Raw genomic sequence first — 26,628 nt, 5'->3', positions numbered from 1 at the left:
GTCAAACGCTCCTCAGCGCGTCTACTACCGGCATTTTCATCGCCTGCCGCGCCGGCAGCCAGCCCCCGACCACACCCATCACAGCGGCGAAAATCAGCGCCTCGATCACGATTGCAAACGTGACGCGGAAGCTGAACGCCAGCGTCGAGAACGTGACAAAATTGCCGAACGTCGTCGACAGCCCGTTGATCGGCAGCGCGAGGATTATTCCGATCACGCCCGCCGCCAGCGCCAGCACCAGCGACTCGAGCAGGAACGACGTCATCACCGCCATCGGTGCAAAGCCGAGCGCGCGCAACGTGCCGATTTCAGTGGTGCGCGACGACACCGCCGCGTACATAGTATTCATCGCGCCGAAAATTGCGCCCACCGCCATGATCACCGCGACGATCATCCCGAGCACCCGCATCTGGTTGGCGACCACCGCCTGGTCCCTGTAGTAGTCGGCCTCGGTCTCTGCCTGCAGATTGATTCGCGGATCGTCCGCCAGCCGCCGAATCAGTGCGTCGGTGTCCGCTCCCGGCGCCAGCTTGAGCCGCACGTCGGCATAGTACGCGCCGCGCTGCGCGTCGTCCTGCACGTTATGAATATCGCCCCACACCTCGGACTCGAACGACCCGCCGTCCGCCGCCATAATCCCAACCACCTTCCAGTTGCCGCGCCCGAACCGGAGCGTCGAGCCGAGCTGCATATTCTCGTAATGCCCCTGCAGGCCCTTGCCGACAACCACTTCGTTGACCGAAGGGTTGAACATCCGCCCTTCGATAATCTTCACCTTCGGATGTACTTTCAGCGCGATCGGCAGAACTCCGCGCACCACTATATTGTCCCGCCCGCCGCCGACGCGTTCCATCAACGCCTGCACCGGCAGCTCCGGCGACGCGTCAACTGTGCCGTCAGGCTCGCGCCGAATCTGCGGCAGAAATTTCATCGCATCGAACTGATCGAGCTGTATAGCTGAATAGGTCTCAGTGGTAGCCCCTTTGCGCAGCACGATCACATTGTCCGGATCCCCAGTATCCGAAATCGCCGAATTAAGCCCCGCCACGAGCGCCATCACGATCACGAACACGCACACCACCAGCGCTATTCCGCCACCGGTCATCGCCGTTGATACCCGCCGCACCAGCAGCGAGCGCACATTGTATTTCAGCGGAATCGCCATCTCACGCAACCGTCCTCAGCGCATCAACAATATTCCTCCGCGCCGCCGAACTCGCCGGCACCATCGCACTGAACAGCCCAATCAACGCCGCCACCACCAGCGTCTCGGCCAGGATCACCGGCGGCATCCGGATCGCTCCGAGCGGTCCGCCCATGTTGCCGACCGAGAATGCCTTCAGCACGATGTACGCCGAGCCGCACCCGATAACCCCGCCTATAAGTCCAATCAGGATCGACTCAGCCAGCAGCAACGACAAAATCGTCCGCGACGGAAATCCCATCGAGCGCATCACCGCGATCTCGCCGCGCCGCTCGCGTATCGACATCGCCGCCGTATTGGCCGCCACCAGCCCTATCGTCAGCACCACGATAAAACCGAGAACTTCGGCCATCCTGAAAAACGTGCGGTACTGCTCCATGAAGCTGCCGATAAATGCCGCCTCGGACTCCGAGATCGTCTCCGCCGACGAGTTGGCAAAGCCTTCATCAATCGCAGCGATCACTTGCGGCACATTCCCCGGCTTGTCGACCTTGACCCAGATGTTATCGACGATCCCGGGACGCCCGGCCGCCTCTTCCAGGTAGTCGCGCCGGAACAGCAGGAAATCCGGCGGCGCTTTGCCGCCAATCGTGCCCACGATTTGCAGCGTCACGTTGAACGGGTAGAGCGTGCCTTTGAGTTGGATCTGCTGCCCGATATGCAGATGGAATCGCTTCATCGTATCGCCGCCCACCAGGCACGCGGTGCGGATTTTTTTGAACTGAGCGAACTGCTCCTTGCTGATTCCCCAGTCGGGCCACATCTGGTCGACCTGCTCGGGATCGGCCGCCAGGTTGGGAAACTGATCGTAAACTTCGTGGTACACGCCGCCGAACCAGCTCTCCGGCACCACCACTTCGACATGCGGTACTGCGAGGATCCGCTGCTTGTAGGCGACCGGGATCGAGTAAGCCAGCCCGGCCTTGTTATGCGTGGCAATCCGCGTCGACGACGCCGTGTTGCCAAGAATCTGATTGGCCACGGTGGGAATGCTGACTAGCGCCGAAAAAATAAACAGCGACACCGCAATCGACAGCACCGTCAAAAAAGTGCGCCGCTTGCTCCGAATCAAATTCTTAAAAACCAGCGCCGTATACTTCATCGCTAGCCCCCGGGCACAACAACTCTGTTCCCCTTCCCGCGCGGGAAGGGGTTAGGGTTTAGGTATCCTAGTCCTACCCATGCGCGGCCGCCTCCGCGGGCGCACCTCTCTTCCCCGGCTCAACTCCCGCCAAAACGCCCTTGTCTAGCCGATAAACCGTATCCACATACCGCTCAGCCCGCGGATCATGCGTGACCATCACAATCGTCTTGTGAAACTGCCGATTCATATCCACCAGCAACCCCAAAATTTCCTCGGCCGACTTCGCATCGAGATCTCCCGTCGGCTCGTCTGCCACAATGATCGTTGGGTCCGCCACGATCGCGCGCGCAATCGCAACCCGCTGCTCCTGCCCGCCCGACAACTGCCGCGGATAATGGTCCATTCTGTCCGCCAGACCAACGACTTTGAGCGCCGTCTCGACATGCTCCCGCCGCTCGGCCTTGTTTAGGCTCGTCAACAAGAGCGGCAACTCGACGTTTTCAAATGCCGTCAGCACCGGAATCAGGTTGTAGAATTGGAACACCAGCCCGATATGCCGCGCGCGCCATCCCGCAAGGTCGCGCTCTTTCATCCCCGTGATTTCCTCGCCACCAACCGCGACCCGTCCGCTGCTCGCGTGATCGATTCCCGCGATCAGGTTAAGCATCGTGGTCTTGCCCGACCCCGACGGCCCCATGATCGCGACGAAGCGCCCGGCCGGAATCTGCACGGTCACGTCATCGAGCGCGCGGACCTCGAACTCGTCGCGCTTGTAGATTCGGGTCACGTGCTCGAGATCGATTGCGTACTTTTCGTCCATGACAACCTGTCCTTTGAACCCGATTCCGGGTCATTTCCCCGCCGCGCCGGTGGCGACCGCGGCGATGCGGGATGGTTTAAGCCGCGATCCAACGCGCCGCTTCACTTGTATTTCACGCCTTAATTGCGAGCAAAGCCTTGCCAGCACGCGCGCCTTGGCTCCCGTGATCTCGCAGCCGAGCTCCACCACCATTCTTCGCACCGGGCTCGCGCCCGCGCGGCGCATCTCGGCGACCATCTCGGTCAAAATCGCGGTGCGCGCTTCATCGTCGCGCCGCGATCGCTCCAGATGCTCGAGCGCAATCTCCGGCTCCTGGTCCGCAAAATAAATTTTCACCTGCGACTCGTCGAACACGAACAGCGGCTGCGCCGGCTCGCGCAGCATCCGCATGAAATGCGCCCGGCCGCGCGGCGTGATCGCATAAACCTTGCGCGCGCGGCGCCCGCGGCGCTCAGTGCGCAGCCTCACCAGCCCGTCGCGCGCCAGTTTTTTCAGTGCAGGATATATCGATCCATCGCTTACTCTATAAAAGAACCCGACCGGGTCCTGAAACCGCTGCTTCAGGTCGTAGCCGGTCGCCTCCGCCTCCATCAAAAATCCGAGGATCGGAAACTTCACGTCCATTCGCGGCGGCGTCTTGTCGAATTCCAGCACCGACTTCGCCGGAAACAACTGCGCCCCGGAGCGATATCCATTCAACGATGCCAACGACACCTCATGCATACCTATCGAGCCAATAGCTCGACTTGAGCTATGAGTCAAGAAGCGTTGAACGAATCAGGGTGCCGCGATCCGCCTGCGGATCACTCGCCCAAGATTGCTCGAACCAGAAAGCGGAGCGACCCGCGCCACGCCGGCCGCCAGCTCGCGCATCCGCTCCGGCTCAGGCTCTGTGCCGAATACGACATCCCAAATTCGCGTCGTGACCCCGAAAATCGCATCCGGCTCACTCATATGATGCGCCAAATGCCGCGCGCGCAGACGCGCTTCAACCGCGCCCGAGGGCTTCGCGAAATGAATTCGATAATGCACGTACTCATACACGGCGAATCCGCTAACGATTCCGCCATAGAAGATCACGCCCGACGCCAAACCGAACCACGCGAGCGCGCCGGCCAGCACGAGCGCCGTCGGAATCCACGCGCCCAACGCAAACACCGCCCGAGGATCGCGATGGTGCACGTCGTGCAGCGGCGTCACTAACGTGCGATACGCATGCCCGAGCAGGCCATGGATGACGTACTCGACAATCGTCCGTGCGAACAGCCCCGCCACGAACACCAACACATCGACAAGCATCGACCCTGATCGTAGGTCGGTTGCGCACCCGTAAGCAACGCAGCGATCAGCTTGCATCGGCGTCATTCGGGCACTTGACGGACGACTAAAGTGCGAGTGGGCAGTCGGCGAGATCGAGCGCAATCGCGCACTGTTGCCCGCGGAGAACATCAAAGCCATGCTGAAGCCGCTTATTCCGTTCGATCCGATCCGGCACGGAAACACAATAGCCGCAAGGCCTGCGAGAAACAGAGAGGAAAGCATCATCCACGTGATTCAATGTGAAACCCGCGGTGGGTTTCACGCATCCTTCGGCAGGGGTGACCCCTGCACCCAGTGTTAAGAAAGATGCAGGTTCGTCCACCTAACCTCTCCTCGGAAAAGGAGCGGCTAGGAGCACCGTAACCTTTTCGGGATATCGGGGTTTCTGTAGATAGAGGCTGATGTGTCCCCGCGATCTGTATCCCTATACGCGCGATCTGCTGGGCGCGAGATCAGCCACGCCAATGCGTCGGAGGGTGGGATGAAGGGGCGGGACGCATCCATGGCTTCAGACGCCGCCGACTACTCGGCGGAGCGAGATCTGATTGTTGCGGCGCAGCGCGAGCCGGGGCGGTTTGGGGAGTTGTATGAAGCCAACTTTGAGCGGGTTTATGCTTATGTCGTGCGGCGGGTGCGGGATCGGGACGACGCTCAGGATCTTACTGCTGATGTTTTTCATCTCGCGCTTAAGAATCTGACGCGGTTTGAATGGCGCGGGGTGCCTTTTGCTGCCTGGCTTTTCAAGATTGCTTCCAACGAGATAGCCGATCGATCGAAGAGCATCGCCAAGCGCCGTGCTCATGAGCGCGAGGCTCTTTTTCAGGAAACAGATGACCGCGTTGGTGTCGCGGCAGGCTTTGAAGAGGCGGAGCGGCAGGGGCGGTTGTTCAGGCTGGTCGAGCGGCTGCCGCGGGATCAGTCGCGGGTTATCGCGATGCGGTTTGCGGAGGATAAATCGATTCGGGAAATCGCGGCCGCGCTCGGACGCACCGAGGGCAGTATCAAGCAGCTTCAATTCCGCGCGATGCAGAATTTGCGGGTGCGGTTGGGTGATACGAATGGCTAAGGGGAAATTGATCGAACAACTGGACCTTGCGGTGGAGGCTCTCGTGGCCAAGCCGAACGCGCCGATCCCGACTTCGGACCCGCGGCTGGCGGCGATTTTGCGGATCGCGGGCGAGTTGAGGGATTTACCGCGAGCCGACTTCAAGAGTCGCCTCAAGGCGGAGCTGGCCGCGCAATCGAAAGAGATCGGATCGTCGACACCGCCGCGGACGCCGGCTGGAGGAAAGCCGCTGTTCACGGAGGCGGATATCGAAGAGCGGCTCAAGGAATTGGCCGCGCAGCCGAAATTTATCGTGCATGATTTGCGCGCTGCACTCAGTGATTTGCCCGACATGTCGATGCGATTCCTCGACTCGATGAACGAGCACACTCTGATCGTCTCGCGCGGCAACCGGCGTACGCATTGGGAGCGCCATTTTGGCGGCGACGAGATGATCTACGTGATGGACGGGGAGACCGACGTCGTCACGTTGACCGACGGCGGGCCGATGAAATCGACGATTCATGCGGGGTCGGTGTTTGTCTGCCCCGAAGGACTGTGGCATCAGCTGACACCGCGGCCGTTCGTGTCGGCGGTTTACCTGACACCAAGCGAGCGCACCGAAGGCTCGGACGCGAAGGATCCGCGGCCGAAGAACGAGCGCGTCGCAAGGAGGCCGGTGCGCAGGGGAACCGCAGCGAAGCTCCAGGAGCACGACCTGCGCGCCGCGCTGCGCGAGGTGCCGCATCTCAATATCACGGCGGAAACGACCGAGGCAAAAGCCGATGCGGCGGTGCGCCACATCGCGAAGATAGGAAATCTGACGATTGGCGTGATGAGCTATACGGGGCTGACGCCTTGGGAGCGGCATCCTGACGGCGACGAGCTGCTGCTGGCGCTCGACGGAGAGCTCGATCTGACGGTGCTGACTGACAACGGGTCGGTGACGCGCAAGCTGAGTGCGGGCGAGGCGTTCGTCTGTCCGCAAGGATTGTGGCATCGGCAGAACGCGGAGAAATCGGTGTCGATGTTGTACGGGACGCCGATCGAGACGAGCGAAATTTCGATGGCGGACGATCCTCGCGTCGAGGAAAAAGAAGTTAGCGCGGCCGTCGCAGGCGTTTCGCGGAGCATCATGCCGTTCCTTTACATTGCGGGCGCGGCGAGTGCGGTGGAATTTTACAAGAGCGTGTTTGGCGCGACGGTGTTGATGCGCGACGAGGAGCCGAGCGGGATCGTGAGCCATGCGATGCTCAAGATGGGCGACACGACGGTCATGCTGTCGGATCCCACGTCGGCGGACGTGAAGCAGAATGATACGCAGGGCTTGTCGCGCACGCCGCGATCGTACGGCGGCTCGCCGGTGCATCTGTACATTTATGTCGCGGACGTGGACGAGGTCTTCAGGCGCGCGCTCGAGGCGGGCGCGAAAGTAGTCGAGAAGGTTGAAGACAGGGACTGGGGCGACCGGTGCGGCGGAATCGAGGATCCGTATGGTCACGTTTGGTGGGTTGGAACGCCGTTGAAGGATCTGCCGCCGAAGAATTCGAACTAGCGATAAGGGAGAGTAACCATGGCGAGCAAAGTGAAAACGATTCCCGACGGCTGGCATAGCGTGACTCCGTTCCTCTGCGTCAACGACGCGGCGCGGGCGGTCGAGTTCTATCGCAAGGCGTTCGGCGCGACCGAGTTGGAACGCATGGCGGAGCCTGACGGGAAGGTTAATCACGCGCTGCTGAAGATCGGCGATTCGCTCATAAGGCTATCGGACCACAGCTCGAAACACGTGGCAGAGTGGGTGGCCAAGGGATGGTCGCGCAGTCCGCAATCGCTGGGCGGTACGCCGGTGCATTTTTATGTTTACGTCGAGGACTCGGATGCGGTGTTCAAGCGTGCAATTGCCGCGGGCGCGAAAGCTATGGAGCCGGTGGTGGACAAGGACTGGGGCGACAGGACCGGCGCGCTGACAGATCCTTTTGGACATATCTGGATGATCGCGACTCACAAGCGGGACGTGCCTTTCGAGGAAGTCGCGAAGCGCCGCGCGGTAGCCAGGCGCGCGGTATAATCGAAGCGGAAAAGAGATCTCGCTCGCGATGAGCGCTGATCCGTATCCGTTAGGAGCAGAGGCAGAATCTTGAATCACGCGCCAAAAATGCGCGCTGTAATTGGACCCGCACCTTCATCCTCGCCCTGACAGGTCGAGGAGACAGACAGGATGACTCAAAAAGAAGAGACGAGCTTGGGCACTTTTATGTTCCGGATTTCGGTCGAATCGTGGAAATTTTGGCGCGGGCGAAACCAGCGCGCGCGTGCTAGGCTTGAGCGGGCGGAGCGCCCTGACCGCATTCCTCACAATTAAACGCGTCGCGCGCGACGAAAGGAAAACAATCATGCTCGAAACCGGAAAACCGTTTTTGAATTTTGCCCTCAAGAACCAGGACGGCAAGCAGATGAAGCTCGGCGATTTCGCAGGCAAGTGGCTGGTGGTGTACGTCTATCCCAAGGACGACACTCCCGGCTGCACGATCCAGGGCAAGTCGTTCACCGCGAGCAAGGCGGACTTCGACGCGGCGGGAATCAGGGTGGTGGGCGTCAGCGCGGACGACGTCGCGTCGCACAAGAATTTCTGCAACAAGTTCGCGTTCACGATCGACCTGCTCGCGGATCCTAACGCGGAACTGCTCAAGGCTGCCGGCGTCGGGCAGACGGACTACAATGGGACCAAGTATTGGAACCGGACCAGCTTCGTCATTGATCCCAAGGGCAACCTGCGCAAGGTTTACGAGAAAGTGAATCCGCAGGGGCATGAGAAAGTGCTGCTCGCGGACATCAAGGAGATGCAGCAGGGCTAGCGTCGGAGGGCAGGATCGGGACGGTCCCGGGCCGGTTTGGGGAACGTTTTATTCCTGCCGCGAATTTGATTTGATGGATCAGTTAGCAGGGGCCTTGACCATGGTGCGGGGACGGTCGGCGGTCAGGCGGGAGCCTGAATTTTGGACGTAATTTTATCGTCCGATAGCTAGATGGTCCGGTACTTGTCCTGCCTCATGACGCAAGAGTTTCGCTACATTCCAGGAGGAATGCATGGTTAAGAAGATAGCCGCCGTGGCCGGCGGCGTTTTGATCGGCCTCGCAATAGCCTTTGCACGCGTCGGCGCGTTCCCCTTCTGGGGTTCCGATTCGGATGCTTCCAAGGCGCAGCCCGCGCAGCAAGCGCAGGCGAATCCGCCAGAACCCTTGCCGGCGCCGCCGGTGCCGGGGGCTCAGATCGCGCCATTGGCGCCTGCCGCGCCGAATACACCGGAGCCGGGTGAAAAGGTCGGGGTGATTACCTCGTTCGCGCCGCTGGTCAAGAAAATGATCCCGGCGGTGGTGAGCGTCAACGTCGTGCAGGATGTGAAAGTTTCGGGGACGCCGTTCGGCCCACAGGCCGGACCCGGCGACGACAATGGCGGTGGCGATGACAACGGCGATAGTGGCGGCGATCAAGGCGGTGGTCCGCCGTCTGGCGGCGGCGATCCGTTCGACCAGTTGCGCCGTTACTTCGGACAAGGCGGTCAGCGCGAGTACAAGCAGCACGGGCTGGGCTCGGGCGTGATCGTGTCGGCCGACGGCTACATCCTGACCAACAATCATGTCGTCGGTAACGCCGACGAAATCCACGTCACGCTGCAGGATCGGCGCGAGTTTACCGCGAAGGTAATCGGCAAGGATGCGAAGACCGACCTTGGCCTTATCAAAATCGACACGAAGGACTCGCTGCCAGTCGCGCCGCTCGGTGACTCCAAGACGACTGACGTTGGCGACTGGGTGATCGCAATCGGCAATCCGTTCAACGTCGGCATGACGGTGACGGCGGGAATCGTAAGCGCCAAAGGAAGAATCCTCGGCGGCGACTACGACGACTTCATTCAGACCGACGCGTCGATTAACCCCGGCAACTCGGGTGGCCCCCTGATCAACACAAAGGGCGAAGTCATCGGAATCAATACCGCAATCTACAGCCGCACCGGCGCCAACAACGGTATCGGCTTCGCGATTCCAATCGACATGGCACGCAACGTGATGGATCAGTTGAAGGCGCATGGCCGCGTGGTGCGCGGGTGGCTGGGCGTCGAGATTCAGGAAGTGACGCCGGACCTTGCGCAATCGTTCGGCTTGCCGAAGCCCGAGGGCGCGCTGGTCGCGAGTGCGGACAAGGACGGACCCGCGGGCAAGGGTGGAATCGAGCGCGGCGATATCGTGCTCAGCTTCAACGGGCATCCGGTCGACGACGAACATGAGTTGCCCGCGCTGGTCGCACAAACCCCGATCAATCAGACGGTGCCGGTCGAGGTGGTGCGCAACGGCAAACACATGACGCTCGAGGTTACGATCGGCGAGCGCAAGGAACCGCAGGTCGCGTCGGCGAAGGCCGAGACGCCGGGCGGTAATTGGGGAATGCAAGTGGGCGACATCACGCCCGAGATAGCGCAACAGTTCCATCTCGAAAGCAGCAAGGGCGTCGTGATTCAGAAGGTCGCTCCGGACAGCCCCTCGGCGGAAGCAGGTCTGCAGCCGGGCGACATCGTACTGGAAGTGAATCACGACAAGGTCGCGGCGGTTTCGGATTTCGTGGCGAAGGCGAAAGAAGCGCAGACCAACAAGAAGCCGGCGCTGCTGCTGGTGCAACGCGGCGGCGCGACGCTGTACACGGTGATCAAGCCGGCCGAGGGCCAGGGCTGATCGCGAGTACTGATATGCAGTCGAAGCGCGGCGCATCGAGGTGATCGATGCGCCGCGCTTGTTTTGATGCTAGGCGTTGAAGCCTGCGATGGAGTCCTCGCGAAGAATTGACGTGGTGATCGCCGGCGCTGGCCCAGCGGGACTGGCGACGGCGTTGTTCCTCGTGAAGAATCGGCCGAGCCTGGCGGGCCGAATCGTGGCGATCGAGAAATCGGCGCATCCCAGGTTCAAAGTCTGCGCTGGCGGCCTCATTCCCAAGACGATGCTCGCGCTGGACGAGCTTGGAATCGCGCTTGACGTTCCCAAAGTCGAAGTGATTCGCGGCGAGGCGGCAACACCGGTTGGCGGCGTCGATTTGTCGCGCGGCGGCGAAGTCCTAGCCACCGTGATTCGGCGCGATCTGTTCGACTCGATGCTGGCGCGGACTGCGAGCGAGGCGGGAGTCGAAATTGTAGAACGCAGTCGCGTGCTCGACATTGTTCAGGACGCGAGCGGCGTGGACGTCAGCACAGAGCACGGCATCTTCGATGCGCAAATCCTCGTTGGCGCTGACGGCTCGGGCAGCCGGGTCCGCCGCGCGGTGTTTGGCGCTCGCAAGGAAACGATCGGGCGCGCGTTGATGACGGACATCGCAGTCGATCCCGAGCGCACGCCCGAATTCACCGAGAGGCGCTACCGGTTCGATTTCCGCTGCGTGAGCCGCAGGATCAACGGCTATAGCTGGTCGTTCCCATGTCTTATCGGCGGCGCGCCGCATCTCAATCTAGGCATTTACGATCAACGCCCGCGCGAATTCGTTGAAACCGGCGGCGAACAATCGCGGATGATTGCGGAACTCGTCGCGGCCTTTCCCGAAATCCCACTCGACGGCCTGAAGCGGCACGCGACGCAGTGGCAGTCGTTCCCGATTCGATGGTTCGACGCCGGGGACAGCTACGCATCCGGTCGCGTGATTCTTGCTGGTGACGCGGCAGGCGTCGATCCGCTGATGGGCGAGGGCATCTCGTGCGCATTCGAGCACGGCAAGCTGGCGGCGAATGCGATCTGCAAATTCCTTGACGGCGACAGCGGAGCGCTGCGGGCCTACGATCGCGCGCTACATGAAGGTGCGGCGGGAAAGAAACTGAGCAAGCTCGCGTTTGCGGCGCGCCATTTCTACAGCCCGCATCACCGGCTCTTCTTCCGAATCGCGGGCATCAGCCGCCGCGCGCAGGAGATTGGCGTGGATTGGTATAATGGCGCGCGGCATCTCGACGAGGTGCCTACTCGGCGCCTGATCGCTCGATGGGCGCGCGCGGTTCTATCACGCGAGCCTGTGCGATAGCATCTCGTTGTCGCTCGCGGTGGAGGGAAACCAGGTGGCGGATCGAGTACGAGGGGGGCCGGCGCGAAAGCGTAGCGGAAAGCGGCCGTCGAAAAGGAAGCGGATGCGGCGGCCGGGAATGCTCGTGATGGCCGCGCTGGCGGCGCTGATTTTGGGATTTTTGGCGAAACGAGTGATGATCCCGTCGGCCGTCCACTACATCGCGTATCGACCGGCTGATCAGCCGCAAGCAAATCCGACTGCGGCCTCGGAAGGCAATGGCGCCTCCGACGCCTCGGAAAATTTGACGCCCGGCGATCGCAGCGAGCTGGACGCGATTATTAAGCGCAAGGCCAAGTGACGAACAGTTAGATGGCGGGCTTGATGCAAATAGCGGACGACATGGGGTTTCGTGTCGAGCTTGAACGCCCGCCGTCGCGGATCGTGTCGTTGGTGCCAAGCTGGACGGAGACGCTGTTCGCGCTTGGATTCAATTCCGAAGTCGTGGGCGTGACGAAATTCTGCGTCGAGCCGGTCGCGGCGGTTGCGTCGATTCCGAAAGTCGGTGGAACCAAGAACCCGGACGTTGCCGCGATCGTGAAGCTCGAGCCCGAGCTGGTGATCGCCAACGCCGAGGAAAACCGGCGCGAGGACGTCGAACGGCTGCGCTCGGCAGGGATCCCGGTGTTCACGACCTATCCCCGCACGGTGCCGGGCGCGGTCGAATCGATCCTGCGATTGGGGCGAGTGTTGAGTCGCGAGGCGGACGCCGCCGCACTGGCCAAAGAGATCACGCTGAGCGTGAGCGGAATCGAAGCGGCGCTCGGGGTATGGAGCAAGCTGCGGCTCCGCGTTTTCTGCCCAATATGGAAGAAGCCGTGGATGTCGTTCAACGCCGACACCTATGCGCATGACGTGCTGCGGATGCTCGGCTACAACAATATCTTTGCGTCGGCGGGCGAGCGGTACCCCGTCACGACGCTCGAGGCGGCAGTCGAACTCCGTCCCGATATCGTGATACTTCCCGACGAGCCGTATGAATTCGATGAGTCCGACGTCGCCGAGTTGAAGCCGCTGCTGCCGGCCGCGCTCAGCCGCCGCGTGCTGATAGTCAGCGGACGCGACCTGCATTGGTACGGCGTGCACATGGTGCGGGGGCTCAAGTCGCTGGCGGAAAGAATGGCGCGGGTGCGGGCCGCGGTTCTATAATCGGGCCGTGCGGAACGACGACATGCGTTCATCAAGACGACGCCGTGCGTCCATCAAAATGAATGGGAGATTCGTATGATCCCGAAAATCAGTGTGGCGGCCGCGTTCCTTTTGATGGTGGCGCCGCCGATGGCGTGCGCTTCGAATCTCGGTGCCGCGACTCCCGCGCCGATGACGCGCGCGGCGCATCGTTCGCCGCAGGGCATCATCATCGCCCAGGACAGTCAATCGAGCGCCGGCACTACCGACAATGATAGTGATAATGACAACGACAGCGATTCAAACGACAGCGCCGACGACAATCAGAACGGCGACAGCAGTCAGATGAATCAGCAAAATAGCGCCGGCGACGATCAGCCGGTTCTGCCTACAGTCCTCAACGGCAACGAAAACGATCCGGACGATGCGCCGCAATTCAATCAGGCTCCGCAGCCGCAGCCGGTGAACCCGTATCAATAAGGCGTCACGATGCCCGCACCACTGGACGGAATCAAAGTACTCGATCTGACCAAGCTTGCGCCGGGACCGTTCTGCACGATGATCCTGGCGGATCTTGGCGCTGAAGTGATCAGGATCGAGGAGCCGGGACCTCCCACCGGAAGACGCCCGCAGCAAGCGGGCGCTGCAAGTACGCGGGCGCAAACGAACACCTTCGGTAGCTCGCCGTATAACGCGCTCGCGCGCAACAAGAAGTCGATCGGGATAAATCTCAAGAGCGGCATGGGCAGGGAAATCTACACTCGCCTCGCACAGCGTGCCGACGTCATCGTCGAGGAATACCGGCCGGGCGTCGCCAAGAGGCTGGGGATCGATTACGAGAAGCTTGCGTCGCCCAACCCGCGGCTGATCTATTGCGCGATCACCGGCTACGGACAGACCGGGCCGTATCGCGACCTGGTCGGCCACGACATCAACTACATCGCGACCGCCGGCGTGCTATCGATGTTCGGACGGCCCGGGCAGCCGCCGACGATTCCGCACAACGTGGTCGCGGATTACGCCGGTGGCGGGATGCATGGCGCGATCGGAGTGCTTGCGGCGCTGGTCGCGCGCAGCCAGACCGGGCGCGGCCAATACGTTGATATCTCGATGATGGACGGCAGTCTCGCGCTGTTGGCGCAAGCGTTCTCGACTTTTTTTGCGAATCACAAAGTGCCACGGCGCGGCGAGACCATAAACGACGGCGGCATTCCAAACTACAACGTCTATCTGACGAAGGACGACAAGTACATTACGATCGCGGCGATCGAGCCGTGGTTTTTCGCCAACCTGTGCCGAGCGCTCGGCCGCGAAGATTTCATTCCGCATGAATACGATTCGAGCAAGCGCCCGGAAATCGCCCGCACGTTCACTGAAATCTTCAAAACGAAAACGCGCGATGAGTGGTTCGAGATTCTGAGCAAGAGCGACATCTGCGCCGGCCGGATGCTCACGCTCGACGAAGTGCCCAACGATCCACAGGTGCTCGCGCGCAACATGATCGTCGAGGTCGAAGCCCCTGGCGGCAAGAAGGTCAAGCAGGTGGGGGTCTCGGCGAAGTTCTCGGATACTCCCGCATCGATAAGGTCGCTCGCGCCGCAACTCGGACAGCATACCGACGAAATCCTCGGCGCGCTCGGCTACGCCAAGGACGATATCAGCCGCTGGCGTGAGTCGGGCGCAATCAAGTAGCGCGTCGTCCGTCGCTGCCGCGAGATTCGTCGCGTTGCCCGCGGCATCGAATCACGGTTAAGATTCCGTTTATGCCACAGCCAACTCCGATGTTCATGCGCGGGCCGCACGATCCGATTCGCATCGAGCGCGCCGAAGGCGCCTGGCTCTACGCCTCCAACGGCCACAAGATCCTCGACGCGGGCGCCGGCGCCGTGGTCGTGAATATCGGGCAGGGCCGCCGCGAAATCGCCGAGGTAGCGGCGCGCACGATCGCCAACCTCGATTACATCGTACCCGTCTGGACCTCGCCCGAGCGCGAGAAGCTGGTTGATCGTCTTACGCGATGGACTCCGGCGGGGCTCACGCGATTCTATTTCACCAGCGGCGGATCGGAGTCGGTCGAAGCGGCGCTGAAGTTCGCGATCCTCTACAACAAGGCTCGCGGCAAACAATCGAAGAGCAACATCATTGGACGCCGCTTCTCCTATCATGGCAACACTATCGCGGCCTTGTCGGCGGGCGGGAGTGGCCGGCGCGCGGACTACGAACATATTTTGCTGGACTGGCCGAAGATCGATCCGACGTACTGCTACCGATGCCCGTGGGACAAAACGTATCCGTCATGTCAGCTCGACTGCGCGACGGCGCTCGAAAAAGAGATCCTCAAGCACGGCGCCGACTCGATCGCCGCGTTCATCGCGGAGCCGATGATGGGCTCGAGCGGTGGCGTGGTCCCTCCCGTCAAAGAGTACTGGCCGGAGATTCGCGAGATCTGCACGCGCTACAACGTGCTGTTGATCGCCGATGAAGTGATGACCGGCTTCGGGCGTACCGGGCGGCGCTTTGGCGTCGATCATTGGGAAGTCGTGCCGGACATTCTGGTCGGCGGCAAGGGACTCACCGGCGGCTACATGCCGATGGGAATGATTGCGGTCAAGGAATCGCTGGTCGAGGAACTCGAACACGCCAGGGCCGACTTCATGTTCTACACCTACAGCTCGCATCCCGTCGCGTGCGCGGTCGCCGACGAGGTGCTGGCAATCATGGAGCGCGAGCGGCTCGTGGAGCGGTCGGCCGAAGTCGGCGCGCGGCTGGGCGCGAGTTTGAAGGAAGAACTGTCGGGGCATCCGATGGTCGGCGACATCCGCGGTACCGGCATGTTCTGGGGGATCGAGCTGGTGCAGGACAAGGCGACGCGCATGCCGTTTGCGCCCGAAAAAAAGGTGACCAATCGCGTGCTGGGCGCGTCGGTGCGAAAAGGGATGTTCTTTTATCCGGCGACCGGGATGGCGGGCAAAGCTGGCGGCGACGCGATGATGATCACGCCGCCGTTCATCATCGGCGATGCCGAAATCGAGTTCATCATTCGCACGGCGCGCGCGGCACTCGACGAGATTCAGCCTAACCTGTAGCGTTTGCGGAACACGTTCTAGCTTCGTGGAGAGACCGGCACATGGCCGATAGCATCATCGGGCCGATGTCGCATTATTTTTATTCGCAGCGCCTGAAACTGCACTACGTCGATTGGGGCAATCCCGACAAGCCCCTGCTGGTGCTGGTGCACGGCGGCCGCGACCATTGCCGCAACTGGGATTGGGTCGCACTCGATTTGCGCCGTCACTATCACATCATCGCACCCGACCTTCGCGGCCACGGCGACTCCGACTGGGCGGTGGGCAGTGGCTATTCGATGATCGACTATGTGCTCGATCTCTCGCAGCTCATGAACGCGGTGTCGAACGAGCCCGCGACACTCATCGGGCACTCTCTGGGCGGCGGAATCGTTTTGCAATATACCGGCACGCATCCCGACGCCGTCAAGCGCGTGGTCTCGATCGAGGGGATGGGCCCGCCGCCCGGGATGATCAAGGACACCCCCGCTTACGAGCGGATGAACAACTGGATCGGCCAGATGCAAACGCTCGCGCGGCGCAAGGTGCGCGAGTATCCGTCGATTGAAGAGGCGCTCGCGCGCATGATCGAGGCCAACCCGCACCTCAGCCGTGAGCAGGCGCGCCATCTCACGATTTGGGGAATTCGCCGCAACGAGAACGGCACCTACTCGTGGAAATTCGACAACTACGTTCACGCCACGTCGCCCTATATGTTCAACAACCGCGACGCCCGCGAGATTTGGGGGCGCATCACGTGCCCGACGCTGCTGATTCGCGGCACCGAGTCATGGGCGGGCGATTGGGTCAAGGACGGGCGCATCCAGGCGTTCAAGCACGCGGAGTCGGTCACGATCGACAAGGCCGGCCACTGGGTGCATCACGATCGCCTCGACGAGTTCCTCGCCGTCACGCATCGGTTTCTCGGCGTGTAGCGGTTCCGGGCTCATGCGACGACCTTCACTTTCGCTGCGCAGCGATCAGTTCGAATACGTCCAGTTGATTCTGCTCGCCGTGACCGTGGGCGTGCTCGCGGCGCTGGGAAATCTCGGCTTCCGCAAATTGATCGAATTGTTTTCGTGGCTGTTTCGTGAGGTCGAGTGGAACGCGCTCGGAATCGAACTCGCCGGAGCACATCGTGCATTGATTCCATTGATCCTGCTTAGCGGAGGCGTCGCGATACTGTTGCTCGACCGGGTTTTTCCTGAAGACGTGCTCGGTTACGGCTTTCCGAATTTCCTCGAGATGGTCAATCTGGGCACCGCAAGGCTCAAGCGCCGCTGGATTTTCGTCAAGGCCGCCGGCGCCGCGATTTCACTTGGCGCCGGCGCTTCGGTCGGCCGCGAAGGTCCTATCGCGCAAGTCGGAGGCGCCATTGGATCGACTATCGCGCAGCTTAGAAAGCTATCGCCCGATCGCGCCAAGGTGCTGGTCGCCGCCGGCGCCGGCGCGGGCATCGCGACCACCTTCAACGCGCCGATCGGCGGCCTGATGTTCGCGCAGGAGATCGTCCTGCTCGGCCACACCGAAATCGCCAACCTCACGTTGCTGATCATCGCGACCTTCACTGCGGTGATTACCTCGCGCGCGATTGTCGGCAACTCGGTGGTTTTCCTCGCGCCCGAATTCGTACTGCGCAGCTACTGGGAAATGGCGACGTATGCGCTGATGGGCGCGGCGCTCGGCGCCCTCGCCGCAGGCTACATCCGGTTCTTCAACGCGACCGAGGCATGGTTTCGCAGACTCAATCTCCCGGTCTGGGTAAAGCTCGAAGCGGGCCTTGCAGTAGTCGGTGCGATCGCGATTTGGCTGCCGCAAAACTTGTCGGACGGATATCCGGTGATCAACAGCGCGATGGCTGGCGAGTTCGGCATCGGGATGCTGGCTGCGATGACCTGCGCGAAGTTCTTCGCCAGCAGCGTGTCGCTCGGATGCGGCGCACCGGGAGGCTCCTTCGGCCCGACGTTTTTCATTGGCACGATGGCGGGCGGGTTGTTCCAGCGCGTCTCGGCGATGCTGATTCCGCACCTTACCGGCCCGCGCGGATCGTATGCGCTGGTGGGGCTCGGCGCGTTCCTCGCCGGGACCACGCACGCGCCGCTGACGGCGCTGTTTCTGCTCTGGGAGATGACGCACAGCGACACGATCGCGCTGCCTTCGATGATCGCGACGATTACGGCGCTGGTCGTGGCGCGTGCGATCGAAACCGAATCGATCGACGAGTTCCGCCTTGCGCGCCAGGGCAAGACGCTGCAAATCGGCAGCGAGCGGCTAGCGCTTACGCTGATACCGGTCAGCGCCGTGGTCACGAAAAACGTGACGATAGTGAGCGAGAATACTTCGCTCTCGGAAGTGCTGCGCACCGCCGGTGAGACGTCGCAATCCACCCTGCCGGTAGTCAATAGCGACGGGGAGCTGGCCGGCACAATCGTAGTACGCGATTTGTTGTCGGTGATCAGCGGAGGACAGGAACTCGGTCCGCTGGTCAACGCGTTCGACATTTGCAATGCGCATTGTTCCACTGTGTCGCTCGACGCGAATCTCGATGAGGCGAGCCAGTTGATGGAGCACGACGGGCTCGATGAGATTCCGGTGGTCGATCGCACCAGCCGGCGCTTTCTCGGCCTGGTCACCAGCCGGCAAATCGCGCAAGCGCTCAACCGCGTAACGGTTTCTCTCTCGACTCTCGCGACGCGCGACCCGAATGTCTATTGGGCGACAGGTTATCGCGTGTCGCGCATAATGGTTCCCGCCAACGCGGCTGGAAGAACCGTGCGCCAGCTCGATGCCCGCGCACGATTCAGCGTTACCGTGCTTGCCGTACAGGATGCGGATAATCCGCAGGGTGAATTCACGCCGATCACTCCTGATCGTCCGCTAAAGGCCGGCGACCAGCTGATCGCGGCCGGGCGCGCGCAAGACATCCGGCAATTCACGCACGAATTGGAGAGTGCGGAATCCGTCGGTGCCGCGCGGGCTTCGGCTCAGTCCGGATCGGCAAAGACATAGGGGCGCGCGCGGCCGGCGCGGATCTCGGCGCACATCTGCTCGACTGTGTTCACCTCGCGCTCGAACTCCGTGGCGACCGTCATGAACCATTTTGCACTCGCGAAATGAGCGTCGCTGCCGCCGACCGCCGTCAGTCCGAGTTTGAGCGCCGCGTCCTCCGCGCGCCGATTCTCCTCGATCGAGTTCTGGCCGTTCAGCACTTCGACCGCGCCAAGCGCCACGCCATGGCGGCTCAGCAGCGTGTCCAGCCGCGAGCCGTAGCCCGAGTCGCGAAACGGATGGGCCGGAATTGCGATGCCGCCCTCGTGATGGATCACTTCGATCAGGCTGTCGCTCTTGAGCATCCGCGCCGTCAGGTCGAAGCGGCGAATCACTTCCTCGGTGACGCCAAATAGCAGGAGATGCCCAAGGTCGGTGTCGGCCTCGATTCCCTTGAAGATGGCAATTTGAAATCGCTCGGCGAGTTCCGCGTATTGCCGGCCGACGTTGGCATCGCTCGGGAACAGGCGATGCTCGGTGAAGCAAATCGCGCCGAGGCCGCGGCCCTTCGCAAATTCCAGATACTGCTCCGGCGCGACGTTGGAGTCGGACGAAAGCCGGGTGTGGACGTGGAGGTCGGCGATCATGAGGTGGGATGTTACGGCTCGGCGAAGGTGTCGCGCACCTGGATGTGATCCTCGATCGAAAAAATTCGCGCGACCAGGAATATCTGCGTCTGCACCATCAGACGATCGGCTTCCGTCGGCACGGTGCCCCAGAGAATGATCGTGTCGCCGTCCATTTTGAAATGAACCGAACCGTAGCCCTGCGCGTTGAGCGCCTGGCGCAGCGCGACCTCGCGCGGCTCGGTGTGCGCCGGTTCGGACGCGTCGGGCGCGCCGCCATTTGGCACGGAAGGAACCCCGCCGTAGTCGGGGCCGGTGTCGCCGTCGGAAGGCTGCGGCTGCGACGAATGGAAGATCATGTACCCGATCAGAAAAAATCCGCCGACCACCAGCGCCATCGTTCGCACCGGATGCCGCCTGCGATGGCGTGGATGGAAGATCGGACCCGAATATCCGCCGGGCGAAGCAACGTCGTCGAGCACAATCGTTTGCGCCTCGTGCGCGCCGCCGCGATCCATCGCCGGCATTTGCAGCCGTCCCGTTACGTCCGCGGCGCAGAATGAGCAGTAGTTTGAATCCACCGGGATGATACGGCCGCATCGCGGGCATTCCGTATCGATCGCATTGCTCAGCATCGTCGGCGCCGACGCTTGCTGCTCTTTGGACTTGACGCCGCTTAGCGGCAGCTTGAGTTGCGGACGCGCCGCCGCCGCCGCTGGCGAATTACGCTGTGGCATCGCCATCGGCGTCCCCGACTTGATCGCCATCAGCCGCTGTCTGAATTCGGCGGCGTCGGCCACGCGCAGGACCACGTCGTACTTAAGCGCCTGATCGACCAGCTCGCAAAGCGCGGGACTCATGTCAGGGCATAGCGAGCGCAACGGCGGAAAACTGAACGGCGGCTCCAGCGCCGGGTCGCGGCCCGACAGCGCATGATGCATCGTGGCGCCGAGCGCGTACAGGTCCGAGCGGAATTCGACCTTGCCGCGATATTGCTCGGGCGGCGCGTAACCCTGAGTGCCGATCATCGTCGCGTTGCTGAGCGGCTGGAACAGGCGCGCGATCCCGAAATCGATCAGCTTGACCTGCGCTGACGGTGTGAGCATCACGTTCGACGGTTTCAGGTCGCGGTAGATCACCGGTGGTTCCAGGTTGTGCAGGTATTCGAGCGTGTCGAGAACCTGCAGCGCCACGTCGATAACCTCGCTCTCGGGCAGCTTGCCGCCCGCGTCTTTGAGTTTCTGCTCGAGCGTGATCCCGTCGATGAACTCCATCACGAGATAGTGATGGTTCTGATCGCTGAAGCGATCGAACACGCGCGGGATGTGTTCGTTGCTGAGCTGCGCGAGCATGTCGGCCTCGCGCTGAAACGCGGCGACCGCCTGCTTCTGTGTGTCCGGGCTGGTGAAGCTATCGACCATCTCGGCCAGCGCACACGGCCGCGCGGCAAGCCGCAAGTCCTCGGCGAGATAGACGAGCTTCATCCCGCCCCCGCCTAGCGGCTTGGTCACGCGGTAACGGCCGCCGACGATGGTGTTGGGCGCAATCATTCCTATCGCGAGAATCTAACCATTACTACAATTCGATGGGAGCCGGCGGAGTCCTTATGCCTATCGCGCAATCATGTCCTCGCGCAGCGTCCCCGAGAAGGCCGCATTAGCGGCGCATATAATGTGAATCAGAATGCCGAGCGGCGGTCCCATGCCGTAGGCTATCGAGACGAAGAAAAACCACAAAATTCCCTTGAAGGGCTTGCCCCGATAGATATGGCCGACGCCTGGAACGATGCTTAGCACGAGCGCCAGCACCGGGTTGAATCCCGAATTTGTGCGCAGCAGCGGGAAACGTGTTACCGGCGCGCCGCACGATTTGCAAAAGCTCGCCTCGGCGACGACGATCGGCGCGCCGCATCGCGAGCAGAACCTCGGTTTTTCGAAGTCCACTTCAGCCACGGAAGGTAAACTGCGCGTCGCCGACCCGTATGATGTCGCCATCGATGACGCGCGTCGGCTCGGTCACGCGCCGATTGCCGACGAACGTTCCGTTCTGGCTGTTGAGGTCGCGCACCACGAATGCGCCGTTGGAATTCTCGATGCTCGCGTGATGGCGTGAGACCGACGAATGGCTGACCACGATTTCGTTGTCGAGCGCGCGCCCGATCCGGGTAACCGCGCCGGCGTGGACAGGGTAGGGCTGCCCCGACGCGTCGAGCAGGCTCGGCCCATCGACCTTCGCGTTCGCGCCCGCCAGCCGCGTGGCGACATGCGCGGGATTCACCGCATCGACCGCCAGCGACGCCTGTTGCCTGGCCGCCGCCGACGTCCCGCGCAGATGGAACATCATCTCGTAGCCGCCAATGTTGATTCGATCACCATCGTGCAAGTCAACGCTTTCAATTCGCTTGCCGTTGACGAAGGTGCCCTCCTGCACCGCAAGATTTCTGATGACGTAGTCGGCGCCGCGCCGCTCGATCACCGCGTGCCGCTGCTGCACCAGCGGATCGCCGAACAGGCCGACCGGATTTTCCTCGGCGCGCCCGATCGTCGCGCGCGCGCCTTCGATTCGGTACTGCCTTCCGCGCAACCGCCCATGCTCGACCGTGACCCACGCAGCCTTGGTCAGCTCTTGCACCAGCCCGATGAACAATCCGATTGCGAGTCCGGTGACTGCTTCGCCAAAGAATCGCGAAGCCAATCCGCCGCCGGCGATTGCGCCGATCAAATCGAAGCCGATTCCGCCGACCGCTCCGCCGACCAGCCCACCCACCGCTCCCTTGGGTACGTTTTCCATCGTGAGCGTCGCCAATCCAACGCCGGCGCCCACCAGCGCTCCGTCGATTGCCCATCCCAGCAATCTTGCGATGACGAGGGTTATAATCGAGCCCGAGATCAGCTCGCCATTTGGACTGAAGCCGACTCCGCCTGCCTGGAGGACCGCGTTGAATACGTAGTTTCCAAGGTAGGTGGACAGCAGCGATAGCAGCGCGCAAATCGCGAAGCCGCGGATGAAGCGGCGCTGAGACTCCGGCGTCACACGAACGGCAGACGTATCCACGGCAGTGATGAACGCACCGATCGCGCCCGCGGCGATCGCCGCCGATATGTAGTACGCGATCGTGTCACCGGTCGTCTGCACCTGCCCGAGATGAGAGTTGTGCGAGGCCAGTTCGACAGGAAGCCATCCAATGGCGCCGCCGCACAGGCCCGCAAGCGCCTTGAACGTCAGTTCGCGCCGGTTCAGAGAATCGCTTTTGAGAAGAGCTAGAGGTGAATCCACGCCACCCTCGGCATAAGTCTACGGGTTAAGAATATAATAGCCCGCGGCAGGTCGCTGGAAAACGCTCTCCGCGAACAACATGCAATCAACCGGCTGCGGCTATCGTATTGCTCAGGTCGGACCAAAACAGGCATCATCGCCGGACCTATGAGCATCGAAAATCTTGTTGCTGAAAAATTCGGCCCTCTGCAGGGCGTGAAGATCATCTCGACCGGGACCCTGATCGCGCAGCCGTTCGCCGCCGAGCTGGCCGCCGAGATGGGCGCGGAAGTGATCCAAATCGAGCGGCCGGGAATCGGCGACGTCGGATGGCGCAATATAGGCATCAGGCTCGCGACCACCGACGGCAAGTCCGCAGTCGCCACTAGCTGGATCCAGGAGCGCCGCAACGTGTTTTGTGTCTCGCTCGATTTGTCGAAGCCGCGCGGCCGCGAAATCTTTCTGAAGCTGATCGCGCGCGCCGACATCTGGATGGAAAGCTCGAGGCCGGGCACATACCCGAAGTGGAACCTCGACGATGCGTCAGTCTGGAAGGTTAACCCCAAGCTGGTGATCACTCACGTCTCGGGCTTTGGGCAGAGCGGGGATCCCGATTACGTCCATCGCGCGTCGTACGACGTGGTCGGGCAGGCGGTCGGCGACAGGGTTCCCGATCCGACTCCACCGACGCGCGCCGCGCCGTGGACGGGCGACTACATTACCGCGCTGTTCACGATGTGGTCGTCGCTCGCCGGCCTGACCTATGCGCGCGCAACCGGAAAAGGCCAGTCGATCGACGTCGCGCAGTACGAAGCGATCCACAAAACGATGGGCGGCACGATGCTCGAATACTTTCAGAACGGAGTCGTTCGCGAGCGCTCCGGGAATCGCGCGCAGGGATTCCAGCCGCTCGACTCGTTCCAGGCCAGCGACGGATGGGTCGTGATGGGTGCGCTCGGTGACGTGTACGGGCGGCTGCTACGCGTGATCGGGCTCGATCCTTCCGACCCGAAATGGGAAACGGCGCGCACGCAACTCGAGTCGATCGAAGGAATCGAGTTCGATGCGATTCTGCGCGGATGGATTTCCGAGCGCACCGTTAAAGACGTGGTGGCGGCGATGGCGGCCGGCAACGTCCCATGCTCGCCGATCATGTCGAGCAAGGACATCGCCGAGGACCCGCAATACCGCGCGCGTGGATCCACGTTGAGTGGGAAGACGAGCAGGTCGGCAGGGTGAGAGGCATCGGCGTCGCACCGAAGTTTTCGCTGACGCCGGGAAAAATCGTGCGCGGCTCGGTGCCGGTCGGGCACGACAACGATCGCGTCTATGGCGAGATGCTCGGCGTCAGCACGAACGATCTAGAGTTGCTCCGCCGCGAAAAAGTGATCTAGCTCGCGACTTTCACCATAAACGTCTCGACCGACTTGCCGAACGACTGCTCGTCCGGATAGCGCCCCAAGTCCAGGATGAAATACGTCGCGCTGGCTTCCTTCTCAGCCGCGACTTTTGCGCGAGGCCCCGCGGTGTCGTCGAGCCGCAGCCCGCGCCGCACGATGATTTCAGGAAGCTCGCGTCCCGCCGCATGCGCACGCGCGTGCAATTCTTCAACTTTTGCTTTAAGTTCCGTCGCCGGTAGCATCGGATGCCAGCCGTCGCCGAATTTCAGCGCTCGATTCATCGCAGCCGGCCCGTTGCCGCCAATCCAGATAACAGGGCGCTTCGGTCGGGGCAGGAACACGAACGATGGAAACTTCACGAGAGGGCCGTCGTAGGCGCCCGGCACGTCGGCGCTGAAGAGATGATGGATCACGCTCAGCGTCTCGTCGGTAATCGCGCCGCGTCGGCGAATGTCGGCGCCCAATGCGGAGAACTCCGGCTTCATCCACCCCACGCCGATGCCAAGAATCATTCGCTCGCCCGATAGTTCCTGGATCGTCGCGACCTGCTTCGCGGTCAATACGGCGGGCCGATAGGGAACCACCAGCACAGAGATACCGAGCCGGATTTTCTCGGCCGCGCCGGCGATGAAGGCCAGCGTCGCGAGCACGTCGAGATAACGGCCGCCGGAGCCCTCGGTCTGGTCCGGCGGAATACAGAAGTGATCGGAAACGAAGAGCGCATCGAAGCCGGCTTGCTCGGCGATTCGTGCGCAGGCGCGAATCGTCGCGCGGTTGGATTGCGGACCCATGTTGCGGATTGCGACTCCGAATTTCATCGCGGATTCTCCCGGGCGCTGGAGCGCGGCTGTCACGAAAAGACTGGCAAGCTCGCGCGCATCCAGTCAAACTCCCGCCCAGCCACTGGAGGCGACAAACGCGTGGGCCGTCCATCCGCGAAGCAGCGCAAGCCCTACAATCTTGACGCGATCCTCGATGTGGCGGTGCGTGTGTTCCGCGAGCGCGGCTACGACGGCAGCACGCTTGATGATGTCGCGCGCGCTGCGGGAATCACCAAGGCCAGCATCTACTATCACGTTCGCAGCAAGGAAGAGCTGCTGTCGCGGGGCGTTGGCCGCGCGCTTGACGCGCTGTTCGCGGTGCTTGACGAGCGGCCCGCGAAGCGGGGCCGCGCGGCGGCGCGCCTCAGATACATCGTGCATCGCACGATCGAAGTCACGGTAGAGCAGTTGCCCGAAGTGGCGCTGCTGCTGCGCGTACGCGGCAACACTCCGGTCGAGCGGCGGATCATGCAACGCAGGCGCGCGTTCGACCATCTGATCGCCCGGCTAATGCGTAACGCGCAGCGGCAGGGCGATCTCCGTGCCGATGTGGAGCCGCGACTGGCGACGCGGCTGTTGTTCGGAATGCTCAACTCAATCACAGAATGGTACCGGCCGGGCGGCGGGCTGGACGCGCCCGAGGTGGCCGAAGCAATCTTCCGGATGGCCTTCGAGGGGATGGAGCAGGGCGCCGGCCGCCGCGTTTTGACAAATCGACCGAATGGTAGGTAGATTAAATCAGGAGACAAACCGCGATGAGCGAATTCGAAATTCCTGAGGGCGGCCTGGTCGAGGCGCCCGCCGTCCCCCAGCCGAACATTTTCCCGATCGAATGGCGATGCGAGACGTCCAAGCTCGCCGAGATTTACGAGCGCGCCAAGCGCGAGGGCTTCAATCCCGCGGATATCAACTGGAGCGAGCTTTCGCCCGAAGCATGGAGCGACGACGAGAAGGTTGCGATCATGTACTGGTGGGCGCTCCTGTCCAACTTTGATTCGTCGGGGCCGGCGGTGTTTGCGCGCGCGACAATTCATGCGTGGGAGATGCACGAGGAAGATCCGGTTCGCAAATGCTTCTTTTCGATAACCCGGGACGAGACCAATCACGAGGAAACCTGCCAACGCGTTATCCAGCGTCTGGTGCCAAACGGTCCGCAAGGATTCGCGCCGAAGAGCGAGCTGCAGCGGGTGGCGCTCAATAATATTGGCTGGCTCTATCATAACGGTGGCCGCTACTGGACCGGATACAACCGCGCGATCGATCGCTATCCGCTCGCGGTAATCTTCACTTCGTTCATGATGGGCGAAGTGGCGTCATCGACGCTGTTCCACGGTATGGCGCACGCCACGACGCATCCGGTGTTCCGCGAAATTTTCACCAAAATCGGTCGCGACGAAGCGCGGCATCTCCAGATCTGCATCAACCTGCTTGAGAAGGAGTGGCCGGGACTCACCGACGAGCACAAAACTTTCATTACCAAGCAGCTGCGCGCCGGCTTCGTGTTCCTCTCGATGGTGCTCTGGGAGCCACCGGCACAGTTCTGGGATTTGCCCGGCTACTTTCTGCATAACCATCGCATCTTGCTGCGTACAGCGCGCGAAGCTGGACTCGGAATCCTGACCTTCGAACAGCAGGCCGACAACTGGCGGCTGGCGATCGCGCGTGTGCGAAAGCTGGTCGAGAAGTGGGACATCCAGTTCCCCGCGATTCCCGAACTTGATATTGAAGGCGTTGACGTCGGCAACATAACCGCCGAGGACATAATTCCTGTGTTCTAGCAA

At 61.9% G+C, this 26,628-nt stretch carries 27 protein-coding genes; 17 read left to right on the top strand and 10 right to left on the bottom strand.

Annotation, left to right across the window (positions count from 1 at the left end; all coding sequences use genetic code 11):
• Position 1 precedes the first annotated feature (1 nt).
• From VJX68_RS09150 to VJX68_RS09130, 5 genes are all read right to left on the bottom strand, one after another.
• Complete coding sequence (locus tag VJX68_RS09150; RefSeq protein WP_324095375.1) at positions 2-1,165, bottom strand: ABC transporter permease; 1,164 nt, start codon at positions 1,163-1,165, stop codon at positions 2-4.
• Between the two features lies 1 nt (position 1,166).
• Positions 1,167-2,306 carry an ABC transporter permease gene (locus VJX68_RS09145; RefSeq protein ID WP_324095374.1) on the bottom strand — a complete coding sequence of 380 codons (1,140 nt, stop codon included), beginning with the start codon at positions 2,304-2,306 and terminating at the stop codon, positions 1,167-1,169.
• A gap of 73 nt (positions 2,307-2,379) precedes the next feature.
• Complete coding sequence (locus tag VJX68_RS09140; RefSeq protein WP_324095373.1) at positions 2,380-3,108, bottom strand: ABC transporter ATP-binding protein; 729 nt, start codon at positions 3,106-3,108, stop codon at positions 2,380-2,382.
• Between the two features lie 30 nt (positions 3,109-3,138).
• Complete coding sequence (locus VJX68_RS09135) at positions 3,139-3,816, bottom strand: PadR family transcriptional regulator (protein ID WP_324095372.1); 678 nt, start codon at positions 3,814-3,816, stop codon at positions 3,139-3,141.
• A 69-nt stretch (positions 3,817-3,885) separates the two neighbouring features.
• The gene (locus tag VJX68_RS09130) at positions 3,886-4,407 is read right to left on the bottom strand and encodes a sterol desaturase family protein (RefSeq protein WP_324095371.1); all 522 of its coding nucleotides are present in this window, start codon (positions 4,405-4,407) and stop codon (positions 3,886-3,888) included.
• 502 nt (positions 4,408-4,909) lie between these two features.
• Between VJX68_RS09130 and VJX68_RS09125 the strand changes: the two genes are divergently transcribed.
• From VJX68_RS09125 to VJX68_RS09065, 13 genes are all read left to right on the top strand, one after another.
• A complete protein-coding gene (locus VJX68_RS09125; protein WP_324095370.1) occupies positions 4,910-5,494 on the top strand; it encodes an RNA polymerase sigma factor in 585 nt (194 codons plus the stop codon).
• Complete coding sequence (locus VJX68_RS09120) at positions 5,487-7,028, top strand: cupin domain-containing protein (protein ID WP_324095369.1); 1,542 nt, start codon at positions 5,487-5,489, stop codon at positions 7,026-7,028. Before VJX68_RS09125 ends, VJX68_RS09120 begins: the two co-directional genes overlap by 8 nt.
• An 18-nt stretch (positions 7,029-7,046) precedes the next feature.
• On the top strand, positions 7,047-7,541 hold the full coding sequence (locus VJX68_RS09115) for a VOC family protein (RefSeq protein WP_324095368.1): 495 nt from the start codon (positions 7,047-7,049) through the stop codon (positions 7,539-7,541).
• 325 nt (positions 7,542-7,866) lie between these two features.
• A complete protein-coding gene (locus VJX68_RS09110; protein WP_324095367.1) occupies positions 7,867-8,328 on the top strand; it encodes a peroxiredoxin in 462 nt (153 codons plus the stop codon).
• 232 nt (positions 8,329-8,560) lie between these two features.
• Positions 8,561-10,201 (top strand): DegQ family serine endoprotease, encoded by a 1,641-nt coding sequence (locus VJX68_RS09105; RefSeq protein WP_324095366.1) that lies wholly within the window; start codon positions 8,561-8,563, stop codon positions 10,199-10,201.
• An 88-nt stretch (positions 10,202-10,289) separates the two neighbouring features.
• The gene (locus VJX68_RS09100; RefSeq protein ID WP_324095365.1) at positions 10,290-11,525 is read left to right on the top strand and encodes an NAD(P)/FAD-dependent oxidoreductase; all 1,236 of its coding nucleotides are present in this window, start codon (positions 10,290-10,292) and stop codon (positions 11,523-11,525) included.
• Positions 11,526-11,652: 127 nt separating this feature from the next.
• The gene (locus VJX68_RS09095; RefSeq protein ID WP_324095364.1) at positions 11,653-11,865 is read left to right on the top strand and encodes a hypothetical protein; all 213 of its coding nucleotides are present in this window, start codon (positions 11,653-11,655) and stop codon (positions 11,863-11,865) included.
• 23 nt (positions 11,866-11,888) lie between these two features.
• The gene (locus tag VJX68_RS09090) at positions 11,889-12,713 is read left to right on the top strand and encodes a helical backbone metal receptor (protein ID WP_324095363.1); all 825 of its coding nucleotides are present in this window, start codon (positions 11,889-11,891) and stop codon (positions 12,711-12,713) included.
• A gap of 75 nt (positions 12,714-12,788) precedes the next feature.
• The gene (locus VJX68_RS09085; RefSeq protein ID WP_324095362.1) at positions 12,789-13,172 is read left to right on the top strand and encodes a hypothetical protein; all 384 of its coding nucleotides are present in this window, start codon (positions 12,789-12,791) and stop codon (positions 13,170-13,172) included.
• 9 nt (positions 13,173-13,181) lie between these two features.
• On the top strand, positions 13,182-14,384 hold the full coding sequence (locus VJX68_RS09080) for a CaiB/BaiF CoA transferase family protein (RefSeq protein WP_324095361.1): 1,203 nt from the start codon (positions 13,182-13,184) through the stop codon (positions 14,382-14,384).
• 71 nt (positions 14,385-14,455) lie between these two features.
• Entirely contained in the window at positions 14,456-15,778 is a 1,323-nt protein-coding gene (locus tag VJX68_RS09075; protein ID WP_324095360.1) for an aminotransferase family protein, read from the top strand.
• Positions 15,779-15,819: 41 nt separating this feature from the next.
• A complete protein-coding gene (locus VJX68_RS09070) occupies positions 15,820-16,692 on the top strand; it encodes an alpha/beta fold hydrolase (RefSeq protein ID WP_324095359.1) in 873 nt (290 codons plus the stop codon).
• A gap of 13 nt (positions 16,693-16,705) precedes the next feature.
• A complete protein-coding gene (locus VJX68_RS09065; RefSeq protein ID WP_324095358.1) occupies positions 16,706-18,766 on the top strand; it encodes a chloride channel protein in 2,061 nt (686 codons plus the stop codon).
• Here VJX68_RS09065 and VJX68_RS09060 read toward each other — a convergent pair.
• From VJX68_RS09060 to VJX68_RS09045, 4 genes are read right to left on the bottom strand one after another with little or no spacing between them, the layout of a single operon-like run.
• Positions 18,742-19,392: a PHP domain-containing protein gene (locus VJX68_RS09060; protein ID WP_324095357.1), complete on the bottom strand. Its 651-nt coding sequence runs from the start codon at positions 19,390-19,392 to the stop codon at positions 18,742-18,744. The two genes, VJX68_RS09065 and VJX68_RS09060, sit on opposite strands and share 25 nt — an antisense overlap.
• Before the next feature lie 11 nt (positions 19,393-19,403).
• On the bottom strand, positions 19,404-20,921 hold the full coding sequence (locus VJX68_RS09055) for a serine/threonine-protein kinase (protein ID WP_324095356.1): 1,518 nt from the start codon (positions 20,919-20,921) through the stop codon (positions 19,404-19,406).
• Between the two features lie 60 nt (positions 20,922-20,981).
• Positions 20,982-21,314, bottom strand: coding sequence for a hypothetical protein (locus VJX68_RS09050; RefSeq protein WP_324095355.1), 333 nt, complete (start codon positions 21,312-21,314; stop codon positions 20,982-20,984).
• A 1-nt stretch (position 21,315) separates the two neighbouring features.
• On the bottom strand, positions 21,316-22,647 hold the full coding sequence (locus VJX68_RS09045) for an FHA domain-containing protein (RefSeq protein WP_324095354.1): 1,332 nt from the start codon (positions 22,645-22,647) through the stop codon (positions 21,316-21,318).
• A gap of 147 nt (positions 22,648-22,794) precedes the next feature.
• Here VJX68_RS09045 and VJX68_RS09040 point away from each other — a divergent pair, with 147 nt between their 5' ends.
• Both VJX68_RS09040 and VJX68_RS09035 read left to right on the top strand, forming a co-directional pair.
• The gene (locus VJX68_RS09040; RefSeq protein WP_324095353.1) at positions 22,795-23,865 is read left to right on the top strand and encodes a CaiB/BaiF CoA transferase family protein; all 1,071 of its coding nucleotides are present in this window, start codon (positions 22,795-22,797) and stop codon (positions 23,863-23,865) included.
• Complete coding sequence (locus VJX68_RS09035; protein ID WP_324095352.1) at positions 23,862-24,020, top strand: hypothetical protein; 159 nt, start codon at positions 23,862-23,864, stop codon at positions 24,018-24,020. Before VJX68_RS09040 ends, VJX68_RS09035 begins: the two co-directional genes overlap by 4 nt.
• Here the strand turns inward: VJX68_RS09035 and VJX68_RS09030 are convergent.
• On the bottom strand, positions 24,017-24,844 hold the full coding sequence (locus VJX68_RS09030; protein WP_324095351.1) for a TIGR03619 family F420-dependent LLM class oxidoreductase: 828 nt from the start codon (positions 24,842-24,844) through the stop codon (positions 24,017-24,019). The genes VJX68_RS09035 and VJX68_RS09030 overlap by 4 nt on opposite strands.
• 102 nt (positions 24,845-24,946) lie before the next feature.
• Here VJX68_RS09030 and VJX68_RS09025 point away from each other — a divergent pair, with 102 nt between their 5' ends.
• Positions 24,947-25,579: a TetR/AcrR family transcriptional regulator gene (locus VJX68_RS09025; RefSeq protein ID WP_324095350.1), complete on the top strand. Its 633-nt coding sequence runs from the start codon at positions 24,947-24,949 to the stop codon at positions 25,577-25,579.
• Between the two features lie 23 nt (positions 25,580-25,602).
• Complete coding sequence (locus VJX68_RS09020; RefSeq protein ID WP_324095349.1) at positions 25,603-26,625, top strand: hypothetical protein; 1,023 nt, start codon at positions 25,603-25,605, stop codon at positions 26,623-26,625.
• Positions 26,626-26,628: the final 3 nt, after the last annotated feature.

It is taken from the genome of Binatus sp. (SeqCode), from assembly GCF_035272065.1.
In the GTDB taxonomy this organism is placed as follows: domain Bacteria; phylum Desulfobacterota; class Binatia; order Binatales; family Binataceae; genus Binatus.
The sequence above is the reverse complement of the archived record's forward strand: the minus strand, read 5'-3'. Positions and strand labels throughout refer to the sequence as shown.

What these genes read in the sequence shown, in the direction of transcription:
- VJX68_RS09150 (WP_324095375.1), bottom strand. Translation starts at nt 1,165, where the DNA reads ATGGCGATTCCGCTGAAATACAATGTGCGCTCGCTGCTGGTGCGGCGG.
- VJX68_RS09145 (WP_324095374.1), bottom strand. Translation starts at nt 2,306, where the DNA reads ATGAAGTATACGGCGCTGGTTTTTAAGAATTTGATTCGGAGCAAGCGG.
- VJX68_RS09140 (WP_324095373.1), bottom strand. Translation starts at nt 3,108, where the DNA reads ATGGACGAAAAGTACGCAATCGATCTCGAGCACGTGACCCGAATCTAC.
- VJX68_RS09130 (WP_324095371.1), bottom strand. Translation starts at nt 4,407, where the DNA reads ATGCTTGTCGATGTGTTGGTGTTCGTGGCGGGGCTGTTCGCACGGACG.
- VJX68_RS09125 (WP_324095370.1), top strand. Translation starts at nt 4,910, where the DNA reads ATGAAGGGGCGGGACGCATCCATGGCTTCAGACGCCGCCGACTACTCG.
- VJX68_RS09120 (WP_324095369.1), top strand. Translation starts at nt 5,487, where the DNA reads ATGGCTAAGGGGAAATTGATCGAACAACTGGACCTTGCGGTGGAGGCT.
- VJX68_RS09115 (WP_324095368.1), top strand. Translation starts at nt 7,047, where the DNA reads ATGGCGAGCAAAGTGAAAACGATTCCCGACGGCTGGCATAGCGTGACT.
- VJX68_RS09110 (WP_324095367.1), top strand. Translation starts at nt 7,867, where the DNA reads ATGCTCGAAACCGGAAAACCGTTTTTGAATTTTGCCCTCAAGAACCAG.
- VJX68_RS09105 (WP_324095366.1), top strand. Translation starts at nt 8,561, where the DNA reads ATGGTTAAGAAGATAGCCGCCGTGGCCGGCGGCGTTTTGATCGGCCTC.
- VJX68_RS09100 (WP_324095365.1), top strand. Translation starts at nt 10,290, where the DNA reads ATGGAGTCCTCGCGAAGAATTGACGTGGTGATCGCCGGCGCTGGCCCA.
- VJX68_RS09095 (WP_324095364.1), top strand. Translation starts at nt 11,653, where the DNA reads ATGGCCGCGCTGGCGGCGCTGATTTTGGGATTTTTGGCGAAACGAGTG.
- VJX68_RS09090 (WP_324095363.1), top strand. Translation starts at nt 11,889, where the DNA reads ATGCAAATAGCGGACGACATGGGGTTTCGTGTCGAGCTTGAACGCCCG.
- VJX68_RS09085 (WP_324095362.1), top strand. Translation starts at nt 12,789, where the DNA reads ATGATCCCGAAAATCAGTGTGGCGGCCGCGTTCCTTTTGATGGTGGCG.
- VJX68_RS09080 (WP_324095361.1), top strand. Translation starts at nt 13,182, where the DNA reads ATGCCCGCACCACTGGACGGAATCAAAGTACTCGATCTGACCAAGCTT.
- VJX68_RS09075 (WP_324095360.1), top strand. Translation starts at nt 14,456, where the DNA reads ATGCCACAGCCAACTCCGATGTTCATGCGCGGGCCGCACGATCCGATT.
- VJX68_RS09070 (WP_324095359.1), top strand. Translation starts at nt 15,820, where the DNA reads ATGGCCGATAGCATCATCGGGCCGATGTCGCATTATTTTTATTCGCAG.
- VJX68_RS09065 (WP_324095358.1), top strand. Translation starts at nt 16,706, where the DNA reads ATGCGACGACCTTCACTTTCGCTGCGCAGCGATCAGTTCGAATACGTC.
- VJX68_RS09060 (WP_324095357.1), bottom strand. Translation starts at nt 19,392, where the DNA reads ATGATCGCCGACCTCCACGTCCACACCCGGCTTTCGTCCGACTCCAAC.
- VJX68_RS09055 (WP_324095356.1), bottom strand. Translation starts at nt 20,921, where the DNA reads ATGATTGCGCCCAACACCATCGTCGGCGGCCGTTACCGCGTGACCAAG.
- VJX68_RS09040 (WP_324095353.1), top strand. Translation starts at nt 22,795, where the DNA reads ATGAGCATCGAAAATCTTGTTGCTGAAAAATTCGGCCCTCTGCAGGGC.
- VJX68_RS09030 (WP_324095351.1), bottom strand. Translation starts at nt 24,844, where the DNA reads ATGAAATTCGGAGTCGCAATCCGCAACATGGGTCCGCAATCCAACCGC.
- VJX68_RS09020 (WP_324095349.1), top strand. Translation starts at nt 25,603, where the DNA reads ATGAGCGAATTCGAAATTCCTGAGGGCGGCCTGGTCGAGGCGCCCGCC.